We start from the raw sequence: 21744 nt of genomic DNA, 5'->3' as shown, positions 1-21744 counted from the left end.
CCGCTACCGTACGGTGATTGATCCGGTATGTCAGCCTGTGTACCATTGCAGGGCGTTTTTTCTGGTTTTCACAAATTAGTGTAAGTTGTTGAAATACAGCTTATTGATGATGAATATCGAATACTGAATGTTGAATAACGAATATCGAAAGCCGGATCATTCACTTCGATATTCGTTGTTCAACATTCAGTATTCGATATTTTAGCACCTATCACACCGGTAACTTGTCGGAGCATTAACTTTTTTTAACAGGCTGTTTATAAGGCAGAACGATGGTTGAAAGGGGATAGAAAGTACCTTTAGGGCAACCAAATCCGGCTTGCCAACGGGGCTTATGCTACAGAATTACTTCAAAATCGCCTGGCGAAACTTAACCACGCAGCGGAGTTACACCCTGCTCAATATCCTCGGGTTGTCCGTTGGCATGGCGGGTGGACTGCTCATTTTTCTCTTCGTTCGCTACCACCTCAGCACCGACCGGCACCACACCAAATTTGACCGCATCTTCCGGGTCGTGACGGACCTGCACCTCGACGACGGTTCCGTCGAGTATTACCCCGAAGCCCCGTTGCCTATGGCGCAGGTGTTGCGGACGGATTTTTCGCAGGTCGAGCAGGCGGCTTTTCTGATCATGAACCGTGAACTGACCGTTACGTACCAAAAGAATGGAAAACCGGTTCGCTTTCTGGAGCACAAAGGAACGGCTTTTGTCGAACCGGAATTGTTTGATATTCTGGACTATCAATGGCTGCACGGTAACCCCAAAAACGCCCTGCGCGAACCCGGTAGTGTGGTTTTGACCGAGTCGTGGGCTAAAAAGTATTTCGGTGATGCCGACCCGATGGGCCGGATGCTGAATCTAAAGCCCGGAATCGACGCCAAAGTAACCGGTGTTCTCGCCGACCCTCCCAAAACGACAGATACCGATATTCGTTTTTTTATTTCCCTGTCAACCCTCAAGGCGTTCAGTCCGGACTTCAATCAGGCGGATTGGAGCTGGCTCAACAGCAATTACCGGCTTTTTGTAACGTTAAAAGATCCCCAATCGGTCGGCAGTCTGGAAGCCGCCATGCCTGCTCTGACCAAAAAGCATTTGGGTTCCAACTTCCTGCAATTTCATTTCCAGCCACTCCGGGAGAGTCATTTCGATGTTCGGCGCGTGATGGGTGGCGCTATCGCCATACGCCCGTCGCTGCTGTGGTCGCTGGGACTGGTGGGCTTGTTCCTGGTGCTGACGGCCTGCATCAATTTCGTCAATCTGGCAACGGCGCAAGCCCTCCGGCGGGGCAAAGAAGTCGGGATTCGGAAAACGCTCGGCAGCACCCGGGGGCAACTGGTTCGGCAGTTTTTGCTCGAAACCGCGCTGATCGTGTTGGCGGCTACCAGTCTGGCCCTTCTGATGGCGGTGCTGAGTTTGCCGGTTTTCAACCAGTGGGTCAACGTTAGTCTGTCGCTGCAACCGAACGGGTCAACGCTCGGTTTTATCGCGTTACTCGTTCTGGTCGTCATTTTGCTGGCGGGCGGCTATCCGGCTGCGGTTTTGTCGGGTTTCAGCCCCTGGGCGGCTTTGAAAGGGAAGCTGTCGGCCAAATCGGGGGGCAGTTATTCCGTGCGGCAGTCGTTGATTGTCCTGCAATTTGTGATTTGTCAGGCCCTGATCATCGGTTCACTGGTGGTGGCCACGCAGGTCCGCTACATTCAAAATACGGATGTCGGTTTCCGAAAAGACAATGTCGTGGTGGTGACCTTGCCCAATCCGCAGAAAGCATCGCGGGAAACGTTTAAGAATGAACTGCTTCAGTATCCCGACATTAAATCCATCAGTGCCAGTCACCGCCCACCCTCCGCCCTGATTATGAACGGAGGGTCGTTTAAGTTTGGTGACCAGGCCGAATGGACGGATTTTCCGATTCGGGAACGGCTGGCGGATGCCGATTACCTCAAAACGTATGGCTTACAACTCGTTGCGGGCCGTAACCTGTCCGAAAGTGATACGATTCGCGAATACCTCATCAACGAAACCCTTCTGCGGAAGCTGAACATCCGTGATCCGCAGCAAGTGCTGGGCCGCAAAATGCAGTATTATCTGTCGCCGGTTGCGCTGCCGATCGTGGGCGTGGTGAAAGACTTTCATCTGCGGTCGTTGCGCGACGAAATAGCGCCCTGCTTCATTGCCAGTTATTTTAAGATGTATGAGCGGATCGGTGTGCGGATTTCGGGTCAAAACCCACAGCAAACCGTTCAGCGCATTCAGAAAGTCTGGGAGAAAATTTATCCCGATGCGGTTTTTGAGTACGAATTTCTGGACGACCAACTGGCGCAGTTTTACGAAACCGAGAACCTGATCTTTCGGCTGGTCAACACGTTTGCGGGCATTGCCATCCTGATTTGCGGACTCGGTTTATACGGTCTGGTGTCGTTGGTGGTTGTTCAGCGGACAAAGGAGATTGGCATTCGAAAAGTGTTGGGCGCGTCGGTGGCCGGCATCGTTGCGTTGCTTTCGAAAGACTTCCTGAAACTGGTGCTCATCGCAATGGTCATTGCCAGCCCCATTGCGGGATACGCCATGAGCCAGTGGTTGCAGGATTTTGCCTATAAAATCAGTCTGGCCTGGTGGATGTTCGCGCTGGCGGGCGTTCTGGCGGTTTTGGTCGCGTTGGTGACGGTTTCCTTTCAAAGCATTAAAGCGGCTTTGGCGAACCCGGTGAAGAGTTTGCGCGCGGAGTAAAATTAAAGAACACAAAGTCTGTTCGGTCGACGACTATTCTTTAAACAGGGAAGTAAGACTCAATTCAATACCTGTCTGCTCATCGCTTAAGATACCATCAGTAAAAACTTCCTGTTGAGTGGGGGACAACACCGTCACTTGCTTGAATTGTGGAATAATAACCCAGACGGTTGTTACGCCGGATGGGAAATACACGTCCAATGCTTTATCGGTGAGGTCCGACAACGCTTGCCGGGGGGATAAAATCTCAATGGCTATCAATGGTGGAGTCGTGGGACGGATGATGTCTTTGAGCCAGTTTGCTTTTCCAGGGATACAAATGGCAACATCCGGTTTTGCCCGACCGTGTGAAAGGTCAAACTCCAGTTCCGGCAGAATATCGAATAGTTCATCATACTGACCAAGACTTTTCGTAAGACGATACGTAAGCTTAGCGTGGTTGTACGACATGACATCTTCCGTTTGAAACTCCTCGAATACATCATACTGGGGTGTTTCCATAGCGCTTTGAGTTTTTATCAAATGTAATAAAATTAGTAAGACTATGCTTCGCAACTATTTCAAAATCGCCCTGCGCAACCTCTGGCGCAACAAGTTGTATACCGGTTTGAACGTCGGCGGGCTGGCCATCGGGCTGGCGGCCTGTCTGCTGATGGCGTTGTATGTCGACCACGAGTTTTCGTATGACCGCTACCACGCCAACGCCGACCGGATCGTGCGCGTAACGACCGATATGAAAACGCCGGAGTCGGTTTTGTCGATTGCGTCCAGCCCGGTTCCGCTGGCGGAAGCACTGAAACGCGATTACCCGGAAGTCGAAACCGCCGTGCGTTTGTTGCCTACGGACGCCGTAATCCGTCATGACGATAAGCTGCTCAAAGAATCGGATGTCTATTACGCCGATAATGAAGTGTTCTCGGTTTTCTCATACGCATTTCTGGCAGGAAATCCGGCATCGGCGCTGGCCAATCCGAACAGCACGGTTCTAACCGAACGGCTGGCAAAAAAGTATTTCGGGAAGACGGATGTTCTGGGGAAGACCATCGAATTTAACAAGCAAATTTTCCAGATCACCGGCGTGGTGGCCGATGCGCCGAGTAATACCGATTTGCCCGTGAGCGCCTTTCTTTCCAAAGTGTTCACCGGAAGCCGGTCGTGGGTGGAAGATGATTTTCCGTGTTATACCTACGTCCTTTTCCGGGATGAGCCCAATCTGGCGGTTTTCGGCAAAAAACTCACGCAACTGGCCAATAGGTATGCCAACCCCGAACTGAAGAAAATGGGTGCGGAGGGCTACTCGCTCACCTTCCCGGCGGAGGTGTTGCAAGACGTCCATTACAGCCCGGGAAAAATGGCCGATACGCCCAAGGGGAATAAGCAGTACGGGTATCTGTTCGCCTTTCTGTCGGTCTTTGTCCTGGCCATTGCCCTGCTGAACTACATCAACCTGCTGACGGCCAAGGCCACCGAACGCGCCAAAGAAGTCGGGATTCGGAAAGCCAACGGTGCTCAACGCGGCCAGTTGATCCGGCAGTTTCTGTTGGAATCCTGGTTATTGAGCGGTTTTTCGGTCGGTATTGCCGGGGTGCTGGTGTATGCTGCCCTTTCTTTTTTCAATGAACTGTTACAAATCCGCCTGTCAATCGTCTTATCAGAAGCGGTGCCGCTGATCGGTTTTACGTGGCTGCTGATCACGCTGGCGGGCGGTTTATACCCGGCTTTTGTGTTGTCCAGTTATCGCCCGGTCGAGGTGCTGAGAGGCCGGATTGGCAGCTACGGAAAAGGAGCCTGGCTGCGAAAATCCGTGATTGTTTTTCAGTTTGTGCTGGCCGTCGGCATGATTGCCGGTGTGCTGGTGATTCGCCGGCAAATGACCTTCCTGCAAACCAGGGATCTGGGTTTTACGAAAGACCGGATTCTGAGCGTTCACCTGCCCGACGACTCGACGGCGCGGGCGGGCGCCACGGCCTTTGCCAATAGTCTGAAAAACCGCAGTGAAGTCGGCGCGGTGACGCTGGGCTCCGGTTTGCAGCCATCGGGCCTGGTGCCCATGGCTTCCACTACATTCCGGAGCAACGGACGAAAACGGGAACTCATGAGCAACTTTCTATTTGTGGATGACCAATTTTTACCGTTACTGAAGATGAAGCTGAAAACCGGGCGCAACCTGTCGTCGCAATCGAAAGCCGATTTGAAAGGGGGATTTCTCGTTAACGAAGCGTTTGTTAAACTGGCGGGGTGGAAGGACGGCATCGGGCAGACGATCGACGGATTCGGCCACAAGGGAAAGGTCGTTGGCGTCGTGAAAAATTTCCATTACCGCTCCCTGCACAACCTGATCGAACCTTTGGTGCTGGTTTATAATACGATTCCGGCCAGCAGCGTCATGCTGAACGTAAGCGTCGATCAGTTGCCGGTTGTGAAAAACATCTGGCAGCGGCATTACCCGCTCTATCCGTTCGACTATGAATTTCTCGACCAATCGTTTGAGGCCCAATACCATAAAGATCGGGTGTTGGCAACAGTTTTTAACGGTTTCGCCACATTAACCATCCTGGTTTCTTGTTTAGGACTATTCGGTTTTGTTACCTTTACAACCGGGCAACGAACAAAAGAGATCGGTATACGCAAGATTTTGGGTGCGTCCGTCGTTAACGTGGTGTTATTGCTCTCCAAAGATTTTCTCAAGTTAGTTCTCATTGCCTTTTTCATTGCTGCTCCGGTTGCCTGGTATGCGCTGGATCGCTGGTTGCAGGATTTCGCGTACCGTGTCGGATTGGAAGGATGGCTTTTCGCAGCAGCGGGTGGCCTGGTCATACTGATTGCCGTGTTGACCGTATCGTTTCAGTCCATCAATGCCGCATTAATGAATCCGGTGAATACGTTAAAACAGTCTTGAACCGGGATTGCGCGGATTAAAGGATTAACTAAGATTAACGCGAACTATGAGATTATTTTCTTTCTTACAAGTCAACTAAGTGCCAACGGCACGTACTGTTAATAGTAAAACGGCTTTCTGAGTATCCCCGCGTGCCGGAGGTACGCAATATGAGTCTAGTTGCGTACCTCCGGCACGCGGGGATACTCAGAAAGTCATTTTACTATTAACATTGGACCCCTCTGGGGTCAAAATCTCATAGTTCACGTTAAGATTAATTGTGCGTGTATATAATCCCAGTTAATCCTTTAATCCGCGTAATCCCGGTTCAGGTTACTCTTCCTAAAACAGTAAACACATGAAAACAGCAATTACCCTCGCACTCTTCGGAATCAGTATCGCGGCTGTCGCCCAGGAACGCTCGTCGATCAGCCGGAGCATCAATGACAATGGCAAAACGTTGCGTATAAAGATCGACGTCGAACAGCCCAGCCGCAACATTCACTACGACCAGGAATTCGATGCGATGGGAATGAGCAAGGAAGAAAAAGAAGCATTGATTAGCTCGATCCAGGATTCATTGGGCGTGCATGTCGTGGTCAGTCCGCCCCGCGCCCCCAAACCGCCGACGGCCCCCCGGGGTGGTGTCCGACCAACGCGTTATGAATCGGGTGAAGTGGCGGTTGCTTCGAGAGGAACCGGCACGTCCGGCAACCGGTCGAAAAATGAAGACAATCACCTGCCGAAAAACGTGATTGTGGCACCGGACGGAACGCCCTACACCAAAACCCTTATCGAAGATCCCGAAAATAACCGCCTGAAAATGAAGTATGAATACAAGCTCGACGGCGAGGAACACGTTTTCGAGCGGACGATCAACTTGCAGGGCAAAAGCGAATCCGAAAAACAGCAGCTCATTGCCGAAACAGAACGAACGCTGGGCTTGTCGAATGCGCGAAAGTGAGCAACGAACGATAAATAACTGATCCGGTATGGATTGAAAATCCCGACTCAAGACGCGAGCCTTGAATCGGGATTTTTTATTTCAGTCGAAAACGAATCGACGGTGCAACAGGAAGCTACCCCAATCCGTCTATTGAAAAATGGCCCGAAAGGGGTGCCAAAACGTCCTGAACCATGCTTCAAAACTACCTCAAAGTCGCTTTCCGCAGTCTCCGACGCGATCCGGTTTATTCCAGTATCCATTTGGCGGGTTTGTCCGTTGCCCTGGCGTTCGGCCTGCTGACCTACGCCTTCGTGCGTCACGAACGCTCGTTCGACCGGTTTCAGACCGACGCCGACCGCATCTACCGGTTTGAATCGACCGACTTGTTTGATTTTGAGGGTAAACCAAAACGGCATCCGCTCAACCTGCCGTTTTTTCCGGCCGAAGAACACCGGAGTATGATCTTTCCGGTGGTTTTCGGGGTGGAAATCAAGCAGCAGATGCCGGAATTTCAGGAGGTTATTCGAATGACGAGGCTTCAGGAAAGCATCGTGAAATACGAAACGAACGCGGTGTATGAAAAGGCCATTCTGTTTGCGGATTCCAATTACTTCACGTTTTTCTCGATTCCGCTGGTCATTGGACGCCCGGAGCAGGTGCTGGCCGGATTGCACCAGGCGGTGATTTCGGAACGACTGAATCAGAAACTGTTTGCGAATGAGAATCCGGTTGGCAAGACGATTCGGTACGATGGCAAATTCTACAACGTATCGGGCGTGATGCAAAACCCGCCGTCGAACACGGCGCTCACCGCCGAACTGGTGGTGCGGCTGGAAAGCGATGACTATTACACGAAGCAACTCGAACAACGATACAACACGAGCAATGTCTACACACTCGGGAAACTGAGCCCCGAGGCTTCACTGACGCAGGTGACGACAAAACTGGCTAGCCTGGGACCGAAACTCTTCAACGAAGTGATCGGTGATATGCTAAAGGCAGCGTCTCCTGAACACAAAGACCGTCTGACCAATAACCGGTTTTTATTGACCGTTCGCCCGCTGACCGATACGCATTTTTCGTTCAACGAACGCTGGAACCGTACGGTTTCACCGACAAATGTGTACCTGTTGGTGTCCATCAGTCTGTTGATTCTGCTCGTGGCCGGTCTGAATTACATCATCATTTCGCTGTCGAAACTGGCGGGGCGTTTGCAGGAAGTGGGCGTTCGGAAAGTGGTGGGAGCGGCTCCAAAGCAGTTGGCAGTGCAGCTCTGGCTGGAAACCGTGCTGGTCGTCGGCCTGGCGTCGGTCATCAGTCTGCTGCTGGCGTTGCTACTACTGCCAACCTTCAACAACCTGACCGACCGGACACTGACGGTTTTCGATGTTTTTCAGGCGGGTAATTTGCTGGGCTTGCTGAGCATGGTGTTGGGCGTCAGTTTAATCGCGGGAATTTATCCGGCCCTGCTGTTCGCCCGTTTCCGCCCGACCGTGTTTCTGGGTCAAAACCGCACCTACAAAATCAATCCGCTGGTGATTCAGGGGATGATGGGAACGCAGTTTGTGCTGTCGCTGGTGCTGGTGACGGCCGCCATTACGATGCATAAACAGTTGCGTTTTGTGCAGGAAAAGGAACTGGGATTGACAAGAGAACTGGTTCTCAAAGTCAAAAACCTGCAACAGTTTGAGGACGGCAGCGGCCCCCGGATTTACGAAAGGTTGCTGCGGTATCAGTCGGCGAACCCGGACGTACTGCTGGTAGCGAGCAGCGCGGGCGGTTATGGCGAAGACGGTTTTAACCGCAATGGCACCACGATTAACGGACAGAAATACTGGGCCTTGCAGCAGTCCATCGATTACAACTTCTTTACTTTGTTGGGAATCAAACTCAAACAGGGCCGGATTTTTTCGCCGGCGTTCCGGTCCGATACGGCAAAAAGCGTCAAGGCGGTGGTGATCAATGAAACGCTGGCGAAGTTACTGGGTCAGGAACTGGTGTTCAACAAACCGCTGGAAACTTTGAATGGCCGGACAGTGATTGGCGTCGTCAACGATCACAACATCGAACCGCTGACCAAAGCCATTCAGCCCGCGTATTACAAGTTGGGGCTTGACTTTCAGGGCGTGTTTTACCTGAAACTGACGCCGGGCAATCTGTCCGACAAAGTCGCCCGCATTGCCCGCGACTGGCCGCAGCTTTCCGACGGGCAACCTTTCGAGTATTCTTTTCTGGATCAGGATCTGCAAGCCCGGTATCGCGACTACCAGCGCTGGACGACGCTGACCCAACTCGCCACCGGCATTGCGTTGCTGATTGCGGCTTTGGGCTTGTTCGGGCTGGCGGGCATCCAGGCCATCAACCGGATGCGGGAAGTCGGTATCCGGAAGGTAATGGGTGCCACCGTGGGGCAACTGTGGGTTCTGCTCAACCGCCGGACGCTCACGTTGGTGGTACTAGCTTTTGTGCTGGCTATTCCGGTGTCGACCTGGTTGATGAACCGCTGGCTGGATGGTTTTGCCTACCGCATTCCGCTAAACTGGCCCATTTTTGCGCTCGCGGGCGGTTTGGGCGTTTTCGTCGCGCTGGCTGCGGTCAGTTATCACTCCATTCGGACGGCCTTGATGAATCCGGTGAAGTCACTGCGTTCTGAATAATAAGTTAAGAGTTAAGAGTGAAGTGTTGAGAGTGAGGAATTAAGAGTAAGGAATAATGAGTGATCAGGTAAGCGTGAGGAGTAAGGAATCGTTCTGGTGAAGGCCGGAGGCCTGTCCTGTCAATAGAAACGCTGGTCACCTACATACCGCAAGCTCCGGAGGAGCGGTCTAAAAAACATGCTTAGACCGCTCCTCTGGAGCTGGTCTCTGACTGAAACCGGGAATTTTCTATGGGTAGATCACCCTTCCAGGGCTTTTTGGTTAATTGAAATGGCTTCTTGAACTCAATACCCCTGCTTTATCCTTCAAAAATCTCAGCTAACTGAAGCTGAATACCGGTTTCGGGATCGGTAATCGTGCCTTCCGTAAAATTGAGCTGTTTGCGGTTGGGCAACAAAATGGAAACAATTTGCAGCGCCGGTATGATTTTCCAGCCGGTTTTGACACCGGCTGGAAAATGTTTTTTGTAAATCCGTTCGAGCAGACTATTTAGACTTTGATCAGGAAAAAGAATCTCAATAATAGTCAGCGGAACATCGTGAACGATTGGTTCATCATTCAGCCAATCCGCGGTTTGCCTGGGAAAGATGCATAGATCGGGACTAATTTTGCCATTGGCAAAGCTAAGGTCTAAATTGGTTAGAACACTGTATTGCGTCCGGTATGACAAACGCAGTAAAAAAGCCAACTGACTTTGTAGCTTAGAATGGTTCCGGCTTGACACTTTTGTGTCCTCGGATTCCTGATTAGAAATTTTTTGGTCAGCAGTGGCTTTCATAATCAATGTAGGTTTTCCAAATATACTTTTATCCTGGCTTAACAGAGTAAACCGCCTACTCATCATTCCTGCTGACGAGAAAATCGAAAAATCACTTTCGGACCTGACTTTAAACCGCTACTTTAGCGGCCATGAATGGCTTTGGGGGTGTCCTGTGCGGACTGAGATAATACCCTTCGAACCTGACACAGTTGAGACTGTCGTAGGGAAAAGCTGGAAAGAACGCTCACTTCTTTCTTTTTGATTTCCGTACCGGGAAGCGCACCCATGCGTCCATTCAGTTTTTGCTCACGTCAAAACCCGGTGCTTGTGGATACTACTCTTGAACAGGATTTGAACGCACTGCGGGCAATGGCTCCGCTGGTGCATAACATCACCAATTACGTAGTGATGAATTACTCCGCCAACGCCCTGCTGTCCATCGGTGCTTCGCCGGTGATGGCCCACGCCATCGAGGAAGTGGAAGAAATGGCGGGGATTGCGGGGGCGCTGGTGATCAACATCGGGACGCTCTCAGCACCCTGGGTGCAGGCCATGAAGCTGGCGATGAAAAAAGCCGCCGACCTCGGAAAACCGATTGTGCTGGACCCGGTCGGTGCGGGCGCGACGGGTTACCGAAATACCGTTTTGTCCGAACTGCTGGAAACCGCTGCGCCGACGGTGATTCGCGGCAATGCGTCCGAAATTCTGGCGCTGGCCGGTTTGGGCGGGCAGACCAAAGGCGTCGATAGCACCGCATCGTCCATGAGCAGTCTGGACGCGGCCCACTCCCTCAGCGAGCGGTTGGGCTGCGTCGTCAGCGTGAGTGGGGCCATCGATGTCATTGTGCAGAATGACCGGGTTGCATACGTGGAAAACGGCCATCCGCTCATGACCAAAGTGACGGGCATGGGCTGCTCGGCTTCGGCGATTGCGGGTGCGTTTTGTGCCGTTCAACCGGATTCTTTTCAGGCGGCTGTGTCGGCTGCGGCAGCGATGGGCGTTTGTGGGCAACTGGCTTTCAGCAAAGCCACCGCACCCGGTAGTTTCCAGATCGCGTTTCTGGATGCGCTGGCCGAATTAGCCCCCGAAAAACTCGTTGAACTGGCGCGGATTAGATAAGAAATAACCCCTAAATCCCCTGAAGGGGACTTGGACGCTGAAACATCCGTATGCCTAAGTCCCCTTCAGGGGATTCAGGGGCAAGCCTTTCAAACTATGCAGCTCTATTTAGTAACCGACGAAACCGCCTGCCGGGGCCGGGACTTCTTTTGGGTCGTTGAGGAAGCCGTCAAAGGCGGGGTGACGATGGTGCAATTGCGCGAAAAGTCGCTCGGCACGCGGGCTTTTGTAGAGCGGGCGATCCGGCTGAAGACTTTGTTAAAACCGTATGGCGTTCCGCTGATTATCAACGACCGGGTCGATGTGGCGCTGGCCAGCGCTGCCGACGGCGTTCACATCGGGCAGAGCGACATGCCGTATGAAACCGTACGGGAACTGCTGCCACCCGGTAAAATCATCGGGTTATCGGCTGAAACGAAAGAGCACGTGCGGGAATCCGAAAAGTGGGATCTTTCCTATCTGGCACTAAGTCCGTTGTACGCAACGCCTTCCAAAACCGATCATGCCGAACCGTGGGGGCTGGCCGGTTTGCAGTGGGTGCGGGCCAACAGCCGCCATCCGCTGGTGGTCATTGGTGGGTTGCATTTACTGAATACCGCCGAAGCCATCGAAAACGGAGCCGACGGTGTTGCAGTGATTTCTGCGATCTGTAGCGCCGAATCACCCCGGACGGCGGCTTTTGAATTGAAGAAAACGATACAAACCGGCGTAAAAAAAAGATGAAACGCTATCCAACGGTGTTGACCATTGCGGGTTCGGATAGTGGCGGAGGGGCTGGCATTCAGGCTGATTTGAAGACGATTGCGGCTTTGGGAGCCTACGGAACCTCGGCCATTACGGCGCTGACGGCCCAGAATACGCAGGGCGTTCGGGCCATTCATGCGGTTCCGGCGGTTTTTCTGCGGGAACAGCTCGAAGCGGTTTTTGAGGACATCACCATCGACGCCGTCAAAATCGGGATGATCAATACCGTCGAAGTGGTGGATGTCATTGCCGATGTTCTGGATCGGTTTCAGCCGCCGTTTGTGGTTTTCGATCCGGTGATGGTGGCGACGAGCGGAGCGAAACTGATTCTGGACGAAACCGTTGACATCCTGAAAAACCAGCTTTTTCCACGCGCTACGTTGATCACGCCCAACCTGGACGAAGCCCGGATTCTGCTGAAAAAGCCGATCGAATCGGTTGAGCAGATGCGGGAAGCGGCCGAAGAATTGATCGATCAGGGCTGTCGGGCGGTTTTGCTGAAAGGCGGTCACCTTGTTGCGGCCCGGCTGTATGATGTGCTGGCGGTTCGGGGTGAACCAACGCAGGTTTTTGAGTCGGACTACATCGAAAGCAGGAATGTCCACGGAACGGGATGTACGCTTTCGTCGGCGATTGCCACGCATCTGGCATTGGGCTACGCGCTGACCGAGGCCGTTTCGCTGGCGAAATCGTACGTGTCCGAAGCGATTCGGGCCGGGAAAGACGTCACCACAGGGCGTGGTTCCGGCCCTTTGAATCATTCCTTTTCTCCAAAACCCATGGTAATCCGATTATGAAATTCACGGAACAGCTCTGGCATGCCGCGTTGCCGGTATACGAAAAAATACAGGCGCATCCCTTTAATGAAGAACTGAAAACCGGGACGTTACCGGTCGAAACGTTCACATTTTACATTTACCAGGATTCGCTCTATCTGGCGGATTTTGCGAAGGCACTGGCCGTTGCCGGAACCCGGTCATCAACGAGCGGGGAACTGCTGGAATTTTTACAGTTTGCCCAAAATGCCATCCTGGTGGAACGCGCGCTGCACGAAAGCTACTTCGCGGAATACAACATCGACTTCACCAGCGGCAAGGCGCCGGGTTGTTTTGCCTATACGAATTACCTGCTGGCTACCAGCACGTTCGAATCCTACGAAGTGGCCGTGGCCGCTCTGCTGCCCTGTTTCTGGATTTACAAACAGGTCGGGGATTATATTTACGCCAACCAGACCACGCCCAATCCCTACCAGAACTGGATCGATGCCTACGCTGGCGAAGAATTTGGCGTAGCCGTGAACAAAGCCCTTGCCATCTGCGACCGTTTGGGCGAACAGGCTTCCGAAGCCACCAAAAACCGCATGGTCGAAGCCTACCTGATCTCGTCCCGATTGGAATATGGTTTCTGGGATAGCGCCTACCGCCGGAAAAGCTGGCCGGTCTGAATCAATGGGTCAGGCCGTAAATGGCAAAGTAGGTCAAAGAACCGGCGATGTAGCCCAGCAAGGCAAGTCCGCTGATCCGGCGCAGATACCAACCGAATTCCAGCTTTTCCATGCCCATAACCGCCACCCCGGCGGCTGAGCCAATGACGAGCAGACTACCGCCCGTTCCGGCGCAGTAGGCCAGAAATTCCCACAGTTTGGCATCGGGCGGGTAGGTTGTCATGTCATACATGCCCATCGCGGCCGCCACAATCGGAACGTTGTCGACAATGGCCGACGCTACTCCGATGATCATCACAATGAGGTCGAGATCGCCGACGGCTTCATCGAGCGCTAAAGCCACACTCGAAAGAATTTCAGTCGATTGCAAGGCACCGACGGCCAGCAAAATGCCCAGAAAGAATAAAATACTGGGAATGTCGATTTTGCTGAGGGCATAAGCCGCCGTAAATCGCTGGCGGTGTTCTTCATCTTTATCGGAATGAATAACCTCCGAAACCACCCAAACGGCACCCAGGGCCAGCATCATGGCCATGTAGGGCGGGAGGTGGGTGACGGTTTTGAAGATCGGAACAAAGAGGATGGCGGTTAATCCGGTGGCAAACATGGTGCGCCGGTCGCGCCGTTGGAGCGGGGTAACGTAGGGTCGGCTGATGCCTTTCTTCGCCGTGCCAATCTCGGTTTCGGAGGTCGGTTTGATGGTGAAAGTCAGCCACACCAGCGGCACCAGCAAACAGACCAAACTGGGCAGAAACAATTGGGTAATGATGTTCATCGTCGTAACCTGACCGCCGATCCAGAGCATGGTGGTGGTGACGTCGCCGATGGGTGACCAGGCACCCCCCGCATTGGCGGAAATGATGATCATACCGGCCATCAGCCGCCGTTGTTCCGGATCTTTCACCAGTTTGCGGGTCACCGAAACCATCACGATGGCCGAAGCCAGGTTGTCGAGCATGGCCGACAGGAAGAACGTCAGCCCACAAATCAACCAGAGCAGCACCCGCGCATTGCGGCTGGCAATGCGGTCGGTGATGATGGAAAAACCGTCGTGAATATCGATCAGTTCCACAATGGTCATGGCCCCCATCAGGAAGAACAGGATCTGGGCAATTTCGGCCAGATGGTGCCCCAGACTCTCCAGAACTGGCTCCGGTTCCGGGACATTCAGGATGTAGAGGGTCCAGCAAATCACGCCGGTAATGAGGGCCGTAGCGGTTTTATTGAGCCGGATGGGGTGTTCGAGCGTAATTAAAATATACCCAATTACGAAGACGATAATGATCAGTGTTGTCATGAAGCGGATGGGCTTGCCCAGCCCCAAAGATAGTGCAATCGGGGCATTTAGGGTGAAACCGGATGATTAGATTATGCTTAGAATCCGCTATTCCTGCGCGACACCCGCTTCGGCCAGCAACACCAGCAGAACATTTTGCAGGCCCAGAACGCCCTGATCGTTCAGCCACCATTCGTTCAGCGCGTGGACATTTCCGCCCTTGCCACCGCTGCCAATCGTGACGGCGGGAACCCCTAGCGAAATCGGCGTATTGGCGTTGGTCGACGAAACATCCAGTTTGGGCGTGGCACCCAGGTGTTTGGAAACTGCCATCGCCCGTTGCACCAGCGGCACCGTCGGTTCGATTTTGCCGGAAGGACGGTCGCCGATTTTCTTCACATCAACTGTCAGATCGGGGCCGCTGCGTTTCAGGCCATTCTCTTCTTTCAACGCCCGTTGCACGGCGGCTTGCAGTAATTGGTCGATGCCCTTGAGCCGTTCGGGACTTTCGGAGCGCATGTCGATTTCCATCCACGACTCGAACGGAATGGCATTGACTGACGTGCCTCCGCCGATCACACTGACGCTGTAGGTGGTTTTGATGCCCTGCCGCGTGAACTGGTCGGCTTCGTTGGTGAAGTAATGAATGGCTTTTCCGAGCGCACTGTGCGGATTCACGATGCCGAACGCGCCGTAGGAATGCCCGCCCGGCCCTTTGAACATAATCCGATACCGGTAGGAACCCAGTCCGCGATGGACGATTTCGCTGATGCCGTCGCCATCGACCGCGATGTACGAATTGATTTTGGAACGGTTCGTTTTGAACAGATGCTTGACGCCCCGCAGGTCGCCCAGGCCTTCTTCACCCAAGGCTCCGACAAACCAGACATCCGCGTCGGTTTCGATCTTCGCCTTTTCCAATCCTTTCAAAACCGTCAGAATGGCGATCAAACCCCGGGTGTCGTCGCCAACGCCGGGCGCGTACAGCGTGTCACCTTTTTGCTTTACTTTGACATCGGTGCCTTCCGGAAAAACCGTGTCCAGGTGGGCTTCGACCACCACGGTTTTCTGGCCGGAGCGGCCTTTGCGTTTGCCAATGACATTACCGATTTCGTCGATCCAGACCGAATCAACACCCGCTTCTTTCAACATGGCGGCATATTTTTTGGCTTTTACCGATTCTTTGAAGGGGGGAGCCGGTGTTTCGGTGAGCGTAATCAGATCCTGTTTCGTCTGCGGTTCCCATTCCACAAAATGTTGAAAAACCGCCTTCACCGCCGGGCGATTCGCCAGGGTTTTGATTTCATCCGCGTAGCGTTTTTCGACGGCAACAGACTCCTGCGCGTAGAGGGCATGCGAATAGGTGAAAATAATTACTAAGCTAAAAACCGCTGCTTTGAAAAGATGCGTCATGGATTTTGTGATGAAGGAAAACCGTGAAGATGGCCTAAAAATAGCGGTTTTAACCTAAATCTTTATCACGTGCCTTACTAAGACTTTCGCATGAACACCCCTAAATATGACTTGGACACGTAAGCTTCCAGATGCAAAAGTCCCCTAATTGATTTAAAAAAAATAACCGCCGGATTCATAACTGGCTTATCAGCCCACTGCTTTAGCTGTGGGTAAGGCGAAAAGTAACCCCACCTACCTGAACCGTTTTAACGGTTTCATGGTCCGGCAAACCGTTAAAACGGTTTAGTAATGATTTGATTTCACTTCAATTTACCCACAGCTAAAGCAGTGGGCTAATAAACATCTACTTCGGCAGTTATTTAGTTTGAACAATTAGGAGATTTAGGGGTGTTCATGCAAAAAAAACAACCCTTATACGTTGCTGTATACGTTTTTAGAGGCTTGTCCGAAAGCGGAAAACAGGTCGTCCGTTTGCGGACAAAACAGTTTTTTTGTGTAACATAAACGACTTATAGTCAGATTTTTATCTTTCTGGTACAGCGTTTGGACTAGATACTGTATCCATTTTAGAAACCTAAACGGCCATGCTCAAAAACTACTTCAAAATTGCGTTTCGAAACCTCTGGAAAAACAAGGTTTTTTCGGGCGTCAACATGGCGGGGCTGGCACTCGGCATTGCTGCTTTTGTGCTGATTCTGGAGTACATCAGTTTCGAGAAAAGTGTCAACGGGTTTCATCGCAACCTGCCGACGCTCTACCGGATGTTGTGGCAGAACAAAGCCGGCGAGGTCTGGCCGGATATGCCCCCGGCGGTGGCAACGCTGATGAAGCAGCAATTTCCCGAAGTGAAAACGTATTGCCGGGTGGTCGACAATTCGATTTCCGGGATCGTTTCGGCTTCTGAAGGAAAAAACCGCCTGTCGCCGAAAGCCTTCCGGGAAACCGACGTCGCCTATGCCGATGCCAGTTTTTTTACCCTGTTCACGTTTCCGCTCGTTCAGGGCGATGCCGCCACCGCGCTGACCCGCCCCAACACGGTAGCCGTGTCCGAATCCTACGCCCGCAAGTATTTTGGCGATGCGAAGGCACTGGGGCAGTTGGTGACGATGAACAATCAGTTTGGAACAACGCCCTTTACGGTTTCGGCGGTGTACGCCGACATGCCCCAAAATTCGGATATGCAGTTCGGCATGGTGTTTTCGCTGCAAACCCTGGCGAACCCGGCCAACCTCAACGGCAACGACTGGGCGCGGCTTGACAGTTTCGACGGAGCGTACCTGATGACGTATCTGCAACTGCCCGAAGGAACGAATACCCGAAAACTGGAGGACAAATTCGATCGGTTGAAAATGAAAATCCGCCCGCAGGATGAGAACCGGATGGTGCTGCAACCGGCTGCGAACATCCACCTGGGCGCGTCGCTCAGCGATCCGTATCCGACCACCGGCAAACTGGCGTTTGTCTACTTGCTCGGCGGAATTGCCGTGCTGATTCTGGCGATTGCCTGGTTCAACTACATCAACCTCTCGACGGCGGGGGCCTTGAAACGGGCCAAAGAAGTGGGCGTTCGGAAAGTGGTCGGGGCCGGGCAGCGGCAATTGATCGGTCAGTTTCTGGGCGAGTCGTTCCTGCTCAATCTGCTCGGTTTCGGTCTGGCGATTCTGCTGATCAGTGGCTTACAAACCGTATTCAATGAACTGATTAAAAAAGACTTGTCGCTGAATATTCTGATTTCCAATAACTTCTGGTTAATCGGATTGGGCTTGCTTCTTTTCGGCGCACTGGCGTCGGGCGGGTATACGGCTTTTGCATTATCCTCTTTCCAGCCCCTTCAAACCTTGAAGGGCGCGTTTGGCAACCGTGCCAAAGGGGGGGCGTTGCGGAAATCGCTGGTCGTTTTTCAGTTCAGCGTGTCGGTGGTGCTCATCATTTGCACCTTCGTGCTGTACCGGCAATTGCAGTTTATGCAAAACCAGAATCTGGGCGTTAGTCTGGAGCAACGCGTCGTGATTCACGGCCCGGAAGTTGGGAAAGATGAGTCGTTTCAGGCGCGGACGTCGGCTTTCCAACACGAACTGGAGCAATTACCCTACATCAAAAACTTTAGCAGCACGGGAACCGTACCGGGGAATTTTTACAATTTTTCAACCAGCGGTATTGTGAAACAAAATCCGCAGGCAGAGGCTGACAAAATCGTGTATTCGATGGGTTTCATCGACCACCGGTACCTGGCAACCTACGGTATTGCCCTGGCGGCCGGGCGGAATTTTCTGACCACCGAATGCGAGGCTGGCTACGTGAAAAGTGGCAAACTGATGGTGAATGAGACCGGGGCCCGGCGACTGGGCTTTCCGTCAGCCGCCGACGCGGTGGGGAAAATCATCAACTGGGGGCAGGCCTTCGAAATTATGGGTGTTGTGAAAGATTACCACCACCAGTCGCTTCGGGAAGCCATCGATCCGATCATTTTCATGCCCAGCCGCTACGGCAACTGGCTCACCATCCAGCTAGGCACCGATCAGATTCAGACGAAAATGGCGGCTCTGGAACGGCTTTACAAAGCGACCTACCCCGGCAATCCCTTCGAGTTCTTCTTTGTGGATGAGAACTACAACCGGCAATACCAGACGGAGCAGCAATATGGCAAGATTTTCGTCACGGCGTCGCTGCTGGCCATTTTCATTGCCTGCCTGGGTCTGTTCGGTCTGGCAACGTTTATGACCGAACAACGGACGAAGGAAATCGGCGTGCGGAAAGTGCTGGGCGCTTCGGTGGGCAGTATCGTAACGTTGCTGTCGAAAGACTTCATGAAGCTGGTGCTGGTCGCATTTCTGATTGCCTCACCAATTGCCTGGTATGCCACCCGGCAGTGGTTGCAGAATTTCGAGTACAAAATCGATCTGGAATGGTGGGTGTTCGGGCTGGCTGGCGGAGCCGCCGTGCTGGTGGCGCTGGCAACGATTTCGTTCCAAAGCATCAAAGCCGCTTTGCTGAATCCGGTGAAAAGCCTGCGAAGCGAATGAAAAGGGGAAGATGAATATCGAATACTGAATAACGAACGCCGAATATCGAAAGCAATCGACGGCCCTTCGATATTCGGTGTTCGTTATTCAGTATTCGATATTGAAACGAATAAAATTCGCATAGAAACGAAACCGCCCGACACTCGATGACTTAGAAGTTGTTTGAATTAAGGCCGGAGGCCTGTCCTGTCAATAGTCTATTGCCGATATCTTCAGACCGCTCCTCCGGAGCTACCACTTCGGCTATAGACTATTGACAGACCGCCCTTCCAGGGCTCTCCCAGCTAACTCAAACAGCTTGTTAACTTTTTTTAACGCCCCGGTTTTGTGGGTTGTCCGTACCTTGAAGCACCATCAAGGACGAACCACTCATGCTACACAATTACTTCAAAATCGCCTGGCGCAGTCTGCGTAAAAACAAGGGATTTAGCTTGATCAACATCCTGGGTTTGGCCGTCGGCATGGCGATTGCTATGCTGATCGGCATCTGGGTTTGGGATGAATTAACCTTCGACCGGTTTTATAAAAACGAAGCGAATCTGTACCGGATTATGCTCAACCGGACCGCCAACGGTGAAACCACAACGCAGCCCAACGGGGCCTTGCCGCTTGGGAATGTGATACGGACCGAAATCCCGGAAATCAGGCGGGTGGTTGAATCGCTCAGTTCCAATTTGAGACCGGAAGACGGCTTGAAAGTCGGAGATAAAAAACTGATTCGCAAAGGCCAAAATGTCGGAAATTCGTTTTTCCACCTATTCGATCTTCCCCTGTTGCAAGGTAGCCCGGCGACGGCATTGCAGGAGCCGAACTCCATCGTTTTAACCGAACAAACCGCCGACGCCCTGTTCGGCCAGGCGGACCCGATGGGAAAAACCGTTCGGCTCAACGATGCGTTTGACCTGAAGGTGACCGGTGTCTTGAAAAAACTACCGACCAATACCGCCTGGGATTTTCATTTTCTGGTGCCGTTCAGCCACCTGGAAGCCAACGCGCCCTGGGTTGAAAGCAGCCGCACGAACTGGAACAACAACGTCATCGAATACCTGGTCGAGCTGCATCCGAATGCGGATCCTGCGAAGGTCGACCAAAAACTGCGGGGCCTTATCAAGCGGCATAATCCGGAGTCGGTCTTTGAGGCTTTCCTGCACCCGGTTGAAAAATGGCACTTATACGGCGAGTTCGAGAATGGCAAAAACACCGGCGGTTTCATTCGCTACGTGCGGCTTTTCGGCATCGTCGGTCTGGCGGTTTTGCTGATTGCCTGCATCAATTTCATGAACCTGGCGACGGCCCGGTCCGAAAAACGGGCGAAAGAAGTGGGCGTTCGGAAGGCCGTTGGCTCGTTTCGGTCGCAGCTCATTGGCCAGTTTCTGAGCGAATCGTTGCTGATTGCCGGGCTGGCACTGGGGCTGGCGTTGATTCTGACACTGCTTTTGATGCCGGTATTCAATGAAATCACCCAGAAACAGCTCTCTTTTCCGTGGGCCAAACCCGGTTTCTGGCTGTTGGCGTTGGGCTTCACAGTGCTAACGGGCGTTTTGGCGGGGAGTTATCCGGCTTTTTACCTGTCGTCGTTCAAGGCCGTGCGGGTGTTGAAAGGCAGCGTTCGCGTTGGTCGCAACGCCAACTGGCCGCGCAAAGTGCTGGTGGTCGCTCAGTTTACGGGCTGTATTGCGTTCATCATCAGCGCTATCCTGGTCTACCAACAAATTCAATACGCGAAAAACCGCCCGGTTGGCTACAATCCCGATCGGTTACTGACGGTTCCGCTGACGAGTGATCTGGATCGGAATTACGAGGCCGCTCGAAACGAATTGCTCGGTTCCGGCGCGGTCGAAAGCGTGACGAAAGCCTCCAGCCCGGCCACCACCATCACGAGCGACACGCGGGTGGACTGGGCCGGCAAAGCCCCCGACGAAATCATGCGGCTCAACCTGATTGCCGCTACGCCGGATTATCTGAAGACGATGGGGATTAAACTGAAAACCGGTCGCGATTTTTATGCCAACGGCACGGACTCGGTATCGGCCATTCTGAACGAAGCCGCCGTGAAGGCCATGCGGCTGAAAAATCCGCTGAACCAGGAGTTGAGCTTTGTCTGGGACCCCGGCACGAAGCTGCGGATCGTCGGCGTAGTCGAAAATTCGATCATCGAGTCACCCTACACGCCCGTTAATCCGCTGATTCTGATCACCGGTCGTCCGTTTGAACGTTACGTGATTTTTCGGTTGGCTCCGAATCTCAACACCACCGAAGCACTGGCGCGGATCGAACCCATTTTTCAGAAATTCAACCCGGCTTTTCCCTTCGATTACCAGTTTGTCGACGATGCCTATAATCGCAAGTTCAGGCAGGAAGAACTGATCGGAAAACTGGCGGGTGTGTTTGCGGTTCTGGCCATTTTCATTGCCTGCCTGGGTTTGTTCGGTCTGGCGGCTTCTCTCGCCGAACAGCGGACCAAAGAAGTCGGGATTCGCAAGGTGTTGGGAGCCAGTGTGGGGAGTTTGTGGGGGTTGTTGTCACGCGAGTTCGTCGGGCTGGTGATCGTCGCCTGTCTGCTGGCATCGCCCCTGGCGGCTTATTTCCTGAACGACTGGCTGTCGCAGTTTGATTACCGCATTAGCCTGAGCGTCTGGATGTTTGTGCTGGCGGGTGCGCTGGCGATTCTGATTGCATTGTTGACGGTTTCGTTCCAAAGTATCAAAGCGGCTTTGATGAATCCGGTGACCTCCCTGCGTTCGGAATGATCC

14 protein-coding genes and 1 riboswitch are annotated in these 21744 nt (G+C 52.9%); of the genes, 10 read left to right on the top strand and 4 right to left on the bottom strand.

The annotated features are described in order from the left end of the window. Positions 1-334: 334 nt before the first annotated feature. Positions 335-2728, top strand: a complete 2394-nt coding sequence (locus ACO064_RS11035; RefSeq protein WP_421827422.1) for an ABC transporter permease — start codon at positions 335-337, stop codon at positions 2726-2728. A 33-nt stretch (positions 2729-2761) separates the two neighbouring features. Here the strand turns inward: ACO064_RS11035 and ACO064_RS11030 are convergent, their stop codons facing one another. Continuing rightward, positions 2762-3229 carry a Uma2 family endonuclease gene (locus ACO064_RS11030; protein ID WP_421827421.1) on the bottom strand — a complete coding sequence of 156 codons (468 nt, stop codon included), beginning with the start codon at positions 3227-3229 and terminating at the stop codon, positions 2762-2764. 43 nt (positions 3230-3272) lie between these two features. On the opposite strand from ACO064_RS11030, the gene ACO064_RS11025 reads away from it, so the two are divergent. The 3 genes from ACO064_RS11025 to ACO064_RS11015 all read left to right on the top strand — a co-directional run bounded on the left by ACO064_RS11025 (position 3273) and on the right by ACO064_RS11015 (position 9209). Continuing rightward, a complete protein-coding gene (locus tag ACO064_RS11025) occupies positions 3273-5627 on the top strand; it encodes an ABC transporter permease (RefSeq protein ID WP_421827420.1) in 2355 nt (784 codons plus the stop codon). A gap of 337 nt (positions 5628-5964) precedes the next feature. Next, the gene (locus ACO064_RS11020) at positions 5965-6570 is read left to right on the top strand and encodes a hypothetical protein (protein WP_421827419.1); all 606 of its coding nucleotides are present in this window, start codon (positions 5965-5967) and stop codon (positions 6568-6570) included. Between the two features lie 173 nt (positions 6571-6743). Further along, a complete protein-coding gene (locus tag ACO064_RS11015) occupies positions 6744-9209 on the top strand; it encodes an ABC transporter permease (protein WP_421827418.1) in 2466 nt (821 codons plus the stop codon). 298 nt (positions 9210-9507) lie between these two features. On the opposite strand, the gene ACO064_RS11010 is transcribed toward ACO064_RS11015, so the two are convergent. Continuing rightward, entirely contained in the window at positions 9508-9987 is a 480-nt protein-coding gene (locus ACO064_RS11010; RefSeq protein ID WP_421831011.1) for a Uma2 family endonuclease, read from the bottom strand. 133 nt (positions 9988-10120) lie between these two features. Beyond that, positions 10121-10213, top strand: a riboswitch (TPP riboswitch). An 83-nt stretch (positions 10214-10296) separates the two neighbouring features. On the opposite strand from ACO064_RS11010, the gene thiM reads away from it, so the two are divergent. From thiM to ACO064_RS10990, 4 genes are all read left to right on the top strand, one after another. Further along, a complete protein-coding gene (thiM, locus tag ACO064_RS11005; RefSeq protein ID WP_421827417.1) occupies positions 10297-11088 on the top strand; it encodes a hydroxyethylthiazole kinase in 792 nt (263 codons plus the stop codon). A gap of 96 nt (positions 11089-11184) precedes the next feature. Continuing rightward, positions 11185-11811, top strand: a complete 627-nt coding sequence (gene thiE / locus ACO064_RS11000) for a thiamine phosphate synthase (RefSeq protein ID WP_421827416.1) — start codon at positions 11185-11187, stop codon at positions 11809-11811. After that, positions 11808-12629 (top strand): bifunctional hydroxymethylpyrimidine kinase/phosphomethylpyrimidine kinase, encoded by an 822-nt coding sequence (thiD, locus tag ACO064_RS10995; protein ID WP_421827415.1) that lies wholly within the window; start codon positions 11808-11810, stop codon positions 12627-12629. Before thiE ends, thiD begins: the two co-directional genes overlap by 4 nt. After that, positions 12626-13276 (top strand): TenA family protein, encoded by a 651-nt coding sequence (locus tag ACO064_RS10990; protein ID WP_421827414.1) that lies wholly within the window; start codon positions 12626-12628, stop codon positions 13274-13276. Before thiD ends, ACO064_RS10990 begins: the two co-directional genes overlap by 4 nt. A gap of 1 nt (position 13277) precedes the next feature. Here the strand turns inward: ACO064_RS10990 and nhaD are convergent, their stop codons facing one another. Next, positions 13278-14573 (bottom strand): sodium:proton antiporter NhaD, encoded by a 1296-nt coding sequence (gene nhaD / locus ACO064_RS10985; RefSeq protein WP_421827413.1) that lies wholly within the window; start codon positions 14571-14573, stop codon positions 13278-13280. 87 nt (positions 14574-14660) lie between these two features. Next, the gene (locus ACO064_RS10980; protein WP_421827412.1) at positions 14661-15965 is read right to left on the bottom strand and encodes a M20/M25/M40 family metallo-hydrolase; all 1305 of its coding nucleotides are present in this window, start codon (positions 15963-15965) and stop codon (positions 14661-14663) included. A 587-nt stretch (positions 15966-16552) separates the two neighbouring features. Here ACO064_RS10980 and ACO064_RS10975 point away from each other — a divergent pair. Further along, positions 16553-18991, top strand: a complete 2439-nt coding sequence (locus ACO064_RS10975; RefSeq protein ID WP_421827411.1) for an ABC transporter permease — start codon at positions 16553-16555, stop codon at positions 18989-18991. Between the two features lie 371 nt (positions 18992-19362). Beyond that, complete coding sequence (locus ACO064_RS10970) at positions 19363-21741, top strand: ABC transporter permease (RefSeq protein ID WP_421827410.1); 2379 nt, start codon at positions 19363-19365, stop codon at positions 21739-21741. Positions 21742-21744 lie beyond the last annotated feature (3 nt).

The organism is Larkinella sp. (assembly GCF_965227735.1).
In the GTDB taxonomy this organism is placed as follows: Bacteria; Bacteroidota; Bacteroidia; order Cytophagales; family Spirosomataceae; genus Larkinella.
The sequence above is the reverse complement of the archived record's forward strand: the minus strand, read 5'-3'. Positions and strand labels throughout refer to the sequence as shown.